Source organism: Foetidibacter luteolus (genome assembly GCF_009650435.1).
Classification (GTDB): Bacteria; Bacteroidota; Bacteroidia; order Chitinophagales; family Chitinophagaceae; genus Foetidibacter; species Foetidibacter luteolus.
Window position 1 is genome coordinate 1 of record NZ_VVIP01000026.1, and the last position, 7233, is coordinate 7233.

Below are 7233 nucleotides of genomic sequence, written 5' to 3' on the forward strand. Positions count from 1 at the left end.
TTCGTTAGTTCAATGTTGGCGGAGTTGCCGCCTTAGGCAATGAATTGACAAATGGAGATGCAGTACCAGGTTTTCTTTGCCCGAAGGGCATCAATTAAAATAGCCACGGGTAAAACCCGTGGTAAAAAATCAATTGCACAAACAACCCTGAAAGGGTTGAATAAACCGATGAGTTGATTGTTCAAAGTTGTATGTTGGCAGCGTTGCAAACAACAGCCTGCCCACGAAAAACGCAGCGGGTTACACCTTCGGGTGAGGGATTGAAGCGGCTACCCCGGTGAGGCCATAGCAGCAGGGCATTTGTGCCGGAGTAATAGCGGAAAGCCCGACCCCTTGCGCAGCTTGGGGGCACCCCCTGAAAAAGATATTGATTCAGATTAAGAACACCCATAAATCCCACACGGAATGGATGATAAATATATTGGCGGGGAAGCGGCGTCGCCTGGCTCAGATGGCTATATAGCCGGCGGAGCACAGCCCGGAAATAAACAAGCCGCACCGGCAGAACAGCCCAGTCTTGAAACGGAGCTGCAACAGGTTACTGCTGCCGGCGGCCTTAGTGCGGTACCGCCCCATTTTGAAGACAAAGACGGTTATTGGAAAACAATACTGTCTGCCAACCCTTTTGAAGCGCTTTACCTGGACTACCGGCAATACGCGGTAATTACGCCGGAAACGGTAAAGAAAAACTATGATGCGCTTACCGCTTTCTGGATGGGTAAAGGCAAACTGCTGACAGGTGGCGCAAGAGAAAAAATTAAAGCCCGCTATGGTGAGGATACCGTTACCAACGCAGTAAAACTGCTGGATGCAGCTTATCAAAAACTAAAGACTAAGGAAGGCATTGATTTATACTACCGGGAGATTGACCGTAAAAGATATACGGAAGGCTTGAAATCGGTAGAGGAACTGGTGGATATTTCGCTGGAAGATGGCGAGTTTACCAAACAGGAGGCTGCCAGGATTATTTCCAAAGCGGTTAAACATGGCCTTACGGAAACAGAAATAAGAAGTTACCTGCTGGCGTTGATAAAAGACAAAGGGTTTAAGCCACGGAACACCAAGCAGGTGACTGAAGAATTTGAAGGCCAGTGGATGACCGATGAGCGGTGGAAAACGGCACAGTCACGCACCACCATCTGGCTTGACCATTCTGTATCTACCCTGGAAGAAACCGGCGAAGTAACTTTTAACCACAAGGAAAAAGCATTTACGCGTTTATCCGGCGCCAACTATTTGCCGGTAGTGGTATCGCAGCTTACCAACAATACGGATAAGGGATTTGAATACGAAGAAATTATACGCGGCGAAAATGATAGGGAGAAACGGTTTCTGAAAGTGGTGTACCGGCTAAACCCATCGCTGCCCTTTTTACTGGAAGAATGGCCCTACCCGGATATAGAATCGCTGTTAGCGGATACGGCCACTGACTACGGTTTATTTACGTCGGCCGCTGCATCCTATAAGGCAGGGCACCTGCATATATGGCTGAAAGAAACAGACCCCGAAAATGCGGCAAAGCTTACTGCAGATACCCAGCACAAAAACTTCCTGACATTTTTATACCGCGTTAACAAAACACATCCCTTTTACTTAAACGGAGAAAAATTTGACACGCCCAAACAACTGGCAGAGCGGGCAAAATATGAAGCCGGTTTATGGAACAAGATTGCGGAAGCCATGATGAACGGGCAGTTACCCGCCTGGCTGGAAGGTATTGGCCGCCTTGAATGGATTCAGCAATACAACCAAAAGCTGGAACCTGTACTTAACGCGTCTTACTACCAGGATGAAGACAAAAGACTGGCGGCGGCGCAAACGTTCATAGAGGTAATAGCTGCCCAAACACCACAGCCTGTTATTGCAAGCGAGCCTGCCGCACTGGAGCTGACAGCCATTGAAGGCAGCAAGCTTTTTCAGCACACATTTAAAGTAAAACTTAGTGACTGGGGCTTTACCAAAGCCGTGGTGTACCTGGATAAAAATATTGAAGGCATTTGGCTGAACGAAAAAATAATAAGCCTGCACAGCTTATACGGCACAACGGAAAAAGTGGTGACCGTTTCAGTTGATGCACTAAAACTGGTGAAGGATAAACTGTACAACGTAAACATAATTATAGCCACGCCCTATCAAACCGTAGCGCTGCCGGTTAAAATAAAGATTGTCTTCCCCAAAAAGGCTTTTATTGCCCAGTTGCTGAAATACGCCGCATTCGGCGCTTTGTTTTTTGGAATAGTGCGTTACCTGCTGGGCGCGGTAACGGGCTTTAACACATGGCTGGCGCAGGATTATCATTTTTACACTTATACCTCACTGGCAACACCTTCGGAGTATTTACCGCCAAAATACTTTCTTTTTTTCGTTATCCTGCTTGTGTTGCTGGGCGGACTTATTGCTTCTTTTTCCATCATTAAAAAAGGGGAAAAACTATGAAGAAGAAAAGAAGGATACCCAAACGGTTAATAGTAATACTGGTGGTGGTATGCCTGCTGTTAAACAGGATGTTAAGCATTATCGCCATCAATGTTTTTCTTTTCATGGATAACCTGCTGGCAGTTTCTAAAACCATTAACCCGGTTATTATGTGGATAGCGCTTGGCTTATTTACCGGTTTGGTATATGGGGCTGTAGTAGCTTACAAAAAATACAGGCTTAGCAGTAAGCTGATTGTTTTTCCTGCCGCGGCGCTGGTGTTGTTTATAGCACTCATGTTTATTATTAATAAACCGCTGCAATCGCAAAATACGGTAGTGCAAACAGGCAGCGTTTATGGCTATGGTTTTATTAGCCGCGGCCAGGCACAGGCTGGCTTTCCCGTAAACCAGAGCAATACTATCAGTTACCTGCTGGACAGTAACGACAATACCTGCTGGCTTACATCTTCCGCCGTTGGAGACACCATTGGCTTCGGATTTGAACCGGCTGCGTTTAATAACCTTAAAGATGTAAAGTGTACAGGCTTCAGGATTAAAAACGGCAACTGCAAATCAGACAAACTCTGGAAAAATTACAGCCGTGCCAAAAAGCTTACCATTCATCTCAACGGCATTGTTATACAAACAGTGCCGGTATCTGATTATGCTTATTGGACAGACATCCGCATTAACCCGGTAAACATAGCACCCGATGACAGGTTAACAGTTGAAATAAACGCCATTTACCAGGGTAAAAAGAATTACAGCCAAACCGCCATTACAGAGCTGGTACCGATAATAGAGTATGTTGCAGTAAGCAGTGCGGAGTAACCTCACCACCAATAAACCGGCAAGCATTGACGCTTACAAACCATACCATAGAACAATTAATGCAGCCATACCAGTCACAAACCGGCAGGCATTACGATAAATACAGGAACCATGTTTACCGTGTTTATTTTAACTGCCTGCTACTTGATGAAAGCAAAGAGCATGAAGAAAAATATGCTGTTGTGGCCGTGTTTCACGATATAGGGATATGGACACAGCACACCATAGATTACCTGCAACCAAGCATAGATGAAGCCCGCAAATACCTGGAGCAAACCGGCAAAAAAGAATGGGCCGAAGAAATAACCCAAATGATTTTATGGCACCACAAAACCACCCGTTACAAAGGCAACTTCGAAAGCACAGTGGAAACCTTCAGGAAGGCAGACTGGATAGATGTGTCGCTGGGGCTGTTGAGTTTTGGGCTTAACAGGCAGGCCATTAAAGAGAATAAAAAAAGATACCCTAACCTGGGTTTTCATGCCTTTCTTATAACGCAGGTGGCAAAGAATTTTTTCCGGCATCCATTCAACCCGCTGCCTATGTTTAAAAAATAAGTTTCGTGCTTTGTTGCAGGCAGGATAATCAATAATTTTATCGGCCTTTGGCCATGCTTAATACATCAACTATTTAAAACAATTACCATGCAAAACATCACCATTACTCCCTATGCGGATGACCCCGCCATTTCCGCCGAAACAAAAAAGTTTTTAACAGCGCTCAACACTTCCGGCGGCGAGCCCATGGAAACCATGCAGCCAGCCGATGCCAGGAAGGTGCTGGAAGGTGCGCAGTCATCCGTTGAAGTAGATATTTCCGGTGTGGATATAGAAGAAAAAACAATCAGCCAGGATGGGTTGTCGGTACAGCTTTTCATTATGCGCCCCTCAGGCCAAACCGCGGCATTACCCGCCTTTATGTTCTTTCATGGCGGTGGCTGGGTGTTGGGGGATTTTCCTACCCACAAACGCTTTGTGAGGGACCTGGTGGTTCACTCCGGCGCAGTGGCTGTGTTTGTGGAATACACACGCTCACCGGAAGCTAAATACCCCACAGCCATTAATGAAGCTTTCGCCGCAACCAAGTGGGTAAAAGCAAATGGCGCCGAAATTAATGTTGACAGCAGCCGCCTGGCCATAGCAGGCAACAGCGTTGGCGGCAACATGACCGCCGCGGTTGGACTGATGGCCAATAAAGAAGGCGTTGACCTGAAATTCCAGTTGCTATTCTGGCCTGTAACCAATGCGGATTTTGATACGGAAAGCTACCTTAAATACGCCGAAGACCGCTTTCTTACACGCAATATGATGATTTGGTTTTGGGACCATTACATGGAAAAGGGCGACAAGAGAAAAGAAATCTATGCATCGCCTTTGCAGGCAGAAGCCGCGGATTTAAAAGGCTTGCCCCCCACCCTTGTACAAACGGCTGAAAATGATGTATTGCGTGATGAGGGCGAAGCTTATGCCCGCAAGATGGATGCTGCAGGCGTGGATGTAACCCTAATGCGTGTACAGGGAATGATACACGATTATGGCCTACTGAACCCCCTGGCACACATTCCTGCGGTACAATCGGCCCTGCGTGCCGCTGCCACAGAATTAAAGAATGCCTTGCAATAAATTGTTTAACCCGTAGAGACAGGATGCATTCCTGTCTCTACATACAACATTTTTATGGAAAAAGACACCAGGGAAACATTGCCCGTTAACGGAACTTTTTATAACCAGGTAACAGAACTTTTTGAACAAAAACAAAAAGCAGGGATACTGTACGAAGACAATGGCGTTACCAGGGCCAACGGCGTTATTACCAATATTTTTGACAAAGATGGAAAGAAGTGGTTACAGCTTGACAACGGGCTGGAAATAGCCATTGATAAATTGTATGCGCTGAATGGTATTTTTGCATCAGATTACTCTGAATGCTAAAACCGGTGCATACAATGAACAGGAGAGATATAGAGAACAGTGAAGATGTGGATTTAATGGTAAACAGTTTTTATGACAAGGTAAGAAAGGATGAGTTGCTGGCGCCTGTGTTCAGCAGCCGCATCACCGGCCATTGGGAACCCCACCTGCAAACCATGCGTAACTTTTGGTACAGCGTACTCTTTGCGCAACCGGTGTACCAGGGTAACCCATTTGCCAAACACATCGGGCTGATAGTTGATGAAACACATTTTAACAGGTGGCTGCAGCTTTTTAATGCCAACCTTGATGAACATTTTGCAGGCGATAAAACGGAAGAAGCCAAAACAAAAGCCGGCAAAATGAGCCAGCTATTCCAGTTTAAAATGAAGATGAACGCGGAAAAGGGGTTTAGAAATATTATGTAGTTAACGCGTCAGGCACCTAATCAATGATTTTTTTTCTTAAACGCAGATCCAGGAAAACCTGACTTTTTAATTTGCTTATTAGCCTTTTCAAGTTTACGGGGAAACAAGACAATATTATCATACTTGTCAAGAGCGGCATCTGTTTTAACGCCAGATGTTGTGTTGTTTATGTTAAACAAAAGTTTCATGCCTTTTAAATTACTAATCAGCTATGCTTATGAAGATAACTTTTTGCATTTAACCCCGTAAATAGCTTAGCTTCATTAAGCAATATTTAAGCCTTCTACTCCAACTCCTTCTTCGCTTTCGCCAGTGCAGAACCAATTACCTGGTGCATATCATAATACTTATACTCTGCAAGTCGCCCGCCAAAAATTATCTTCGATTCTTCTCTAGATAAATCCTGGTATTGCTTAAACACGGCATTGTTCTTTTCATCATTAATCGGGTAATACGGCTCAAGCCCGGGCTTCCACTCCTGGGGGTATTCTCTTGTTATAACTGTGTGTGGCTGTGTACCAAACTCAAAATGCTTGTGCTCTATAATGCGGGTGTAAGGCACTTCCGCTTCAGTATAGTTAACAGCGGCACTGCCCTGGTAGTTGGCTATTTCAAGCCGCTCCGTTTCAAAACGCAGGCTGCGGTATTCCAGGTGCCCAAAACGGTAGCGGTAGTATTCATCTATCTGCCCGGTGAATATAGTTTTATCCGCAAGTGCATCCAGTTCATCTTTGTTTTGCAGGTAATCAACATCCAGCCTGCATTCAATGCCGCTAAGTAACCCTTCTGTTAACTTATTGTAACCGCCTGTAGGTATGCCCTGGTATTTGTCGTTAAAATAATTATTGTCATACACAAACCTTACCGGCAGCCTTTTAATAATAAACGCAGGCAAATCCACAGCCCTCCTTCCCCACTGTTTCTCCGTATAGCCTTTTATCAGTTTTTCATAAATGTCCTTACCCACCAGGCTCAGTGCCTGTTCTTCCAGGTTAGCAGGCCGTCCATTTTTAGCGGCAGATGCCTGCTGCTCTATTATAGCCTTAGCCTCATCTGGCGTTTTTACTTTCCACAACTGGTAAAAGGTGTTCATGTTAAACGGAAGACTGTAGAGCTCTCCCTTATAATTGGCCACAGGTGTGTAGGTAAACCGGTTAAATTCAACAAAGGAATTCACATAATCCCATATCATTTTATCGTTGGTATGAAAAATATGTGGCCCGTATTTATGTACATGTATGCTGTCAATATCTTCGTTATAAATATTTCCGCCGGTATGGTTGCGCCTGTCTACTACCAGGCACCGTTTCCCTTTTCTTGTTGCTTCATGAGCGAAAACAGATCCAAATAATCCGGCCCCGACAACCAGGTAATCATATTCAGCCATAGGTTATGCAAATGTTTCCACACTTATACCAAACCACATGCCATTGAGGTATCCCAACAGAAAATACATTTTTATGGGCCCGGCAGCAGAACGGCTATTAGGCGTCCCTTGCGTCGCGGGAGTGTAATTTAAACTGTGTCAAGGTTATTTTTCACGTTCCTTTTTCCGGCCATGGCCGGAAAAAGGAACGTGAAAAATTTTTAGAAAATTGCGGCCATCCTCCCCTCGAACATAATGCTCAGTTGCTGTATGGTTAAGCT

Annotated in this window: 8 protein-coding genes; 6 read left to right on the forward strand and 2 right to left on the reverse strand. The window is 45.1% G+C overall.

Annotated features, from left to right (window positions below; genetic code table 11):
• Positions 1-405 precede the first annotated feature (405 nt).
• The 6 genes from F0364_RS07545 to F0364_RS07570 all read left to right on the forward strand — a co-directional run bounded on the left by F0364_RS07545 (position 406) and on the right by F0364_RS07570 (position 5586).
• Positions 406-2436, forward strand: a complete 2031-nt coding sequence (locus F0364_RS07545) for a hypothetical protein (protein ID WP_153797163.1) — start codon at positions 406-408, stop codon at positions 2434-2436.
• Complete coding sequence (locus tag F0364_RS07550) at positions 2433-3248, forward strand: NADase-type glycan-binding domain-containing protein (protein WP_153797164.1); 816 nt, start codon at positions 2433-2435, stop codon at positions 3246-3248. Before F0364_RS07545 ends, F0364_RS07550 begins: the two co-directional genes overlap by 4 nt.
• Before the next feature lie 26 nt (positions 3249-3274).
• Positions 3275-3805: an HD domain-containing protein gene (locus tag F0364_RS07555; RefSeq protein ID WP_153797165.1), complete on the forward strand. Its 531-nt coding sequence runs from the start codon at positions 3275-3277 to the stop codon at positions 3803-3805.
• Between the two features lie 87 nt (positions 3806-3892).
• Positions 3893-4870, forward strand: coding sequence for an alpha/beta hydrolase (locus F0364_RS07560; RefSeq protein ID WP_153797166.1), 978 nt, complete (start codon positions 3893-3895; stop codon positions 4868-4870).
• Between the two features lie 54 nt (positions 4871-4924).
• Positions 4925-5179, forward strand: a complete 255-nt coding sequence (locus F0364_RS07565) for a hypothetical protein (RefSeq protein WP_153797167.1) — start codon at positions 4925-4927, stop codon at positions 5177-5179.
• Positions 5180-5193: 14 nt separating this feature from the next.
• Positions 5194-5586, forward strand: a complete 393-nt coding sequence (locus tag F0364_RS07570) for a group III truncated hemoglobin (protein WP_153797168.1) — start codon at positions 5194-5196, stop codon at positions 5584-5586.
• A 20-nt stretch (positions 5587-5606) separates the two neighbouring features.
• Here F0364_RS07570 and F0364_RS07575 read toward each other — a convergent pair whose 3' ends face one another.
• Positions 5607-5774 (reverse strand): hypothetical protein, encoded by a 168-nt coding sequence (locus F0364_RS07575; RefSeq protein WP_153797169.1) that lies wholly within the window; start codon positions 5772-5774, stop codon positions 5607-5609.
• Between the two features lie 95 nt (positions 5775-5869).
• The gene (gene glf / locus F0364_RS07580; protein ID WP_153797170.1) at positions 5870-6973 is read right to left on the reverse strand and encodes a UDP-galactopyranose mutase; all 1104 of its coding nucleotides are present in this window, start codon (positions 6971-6973) and stop codon (positions 5870-5872) included.
• Positions 6974-7233: the final 260 nt, after the last annotated feature.

Coding starts and splice junctions, on each gene's coding strand:
- F0364_RS07545 (WP_153797163.1), top strand. CDS start 406: ATGGATGATAAATATATTGGCGGGGAAGCGGCGTCGCCTGGCTCAGAT.
- F0364_RS07550 (WP_153797164.1), top strand. CDS start 2,433: ATGAAGAAGAAAAGAAGGATACCCAAACGGTTAATAGTAATACTGGTG.
- F0364_RS07560 (WP_153797166.1), top strand. CDS start 3,893: ATGCAAAACATCACCATTACTCCCTATGCGGATGACCCCGCCATTTCC.
- F0364_RS07565 (WP_153797167.1), top strand. CDS start 4,925: ATGGAAAAAGACACCAGGGAAACATTGCCCGTTAACGGAACTTTTTAT.
- F0364_RS07570 (WP_153797168.1), top strand. CDS start 5,194: ATGAACAGGAGAGATATAGAGAACAGTGAAGATGTGGATTTAATGGTA.
- F0364_RS07575 (WP_153797169.1), bottom strand. CDS start 5,774: ATGAAACTTTTGTTTAACATAAACAACACAACATCTGGCGTTAAAACA.
- glf (WP_153797170.1), bottom strand. CDS start 6,973: ATGGCTGAATATGATTACCTGGTTGTCGGGGCCGGATTATTTGGATCT.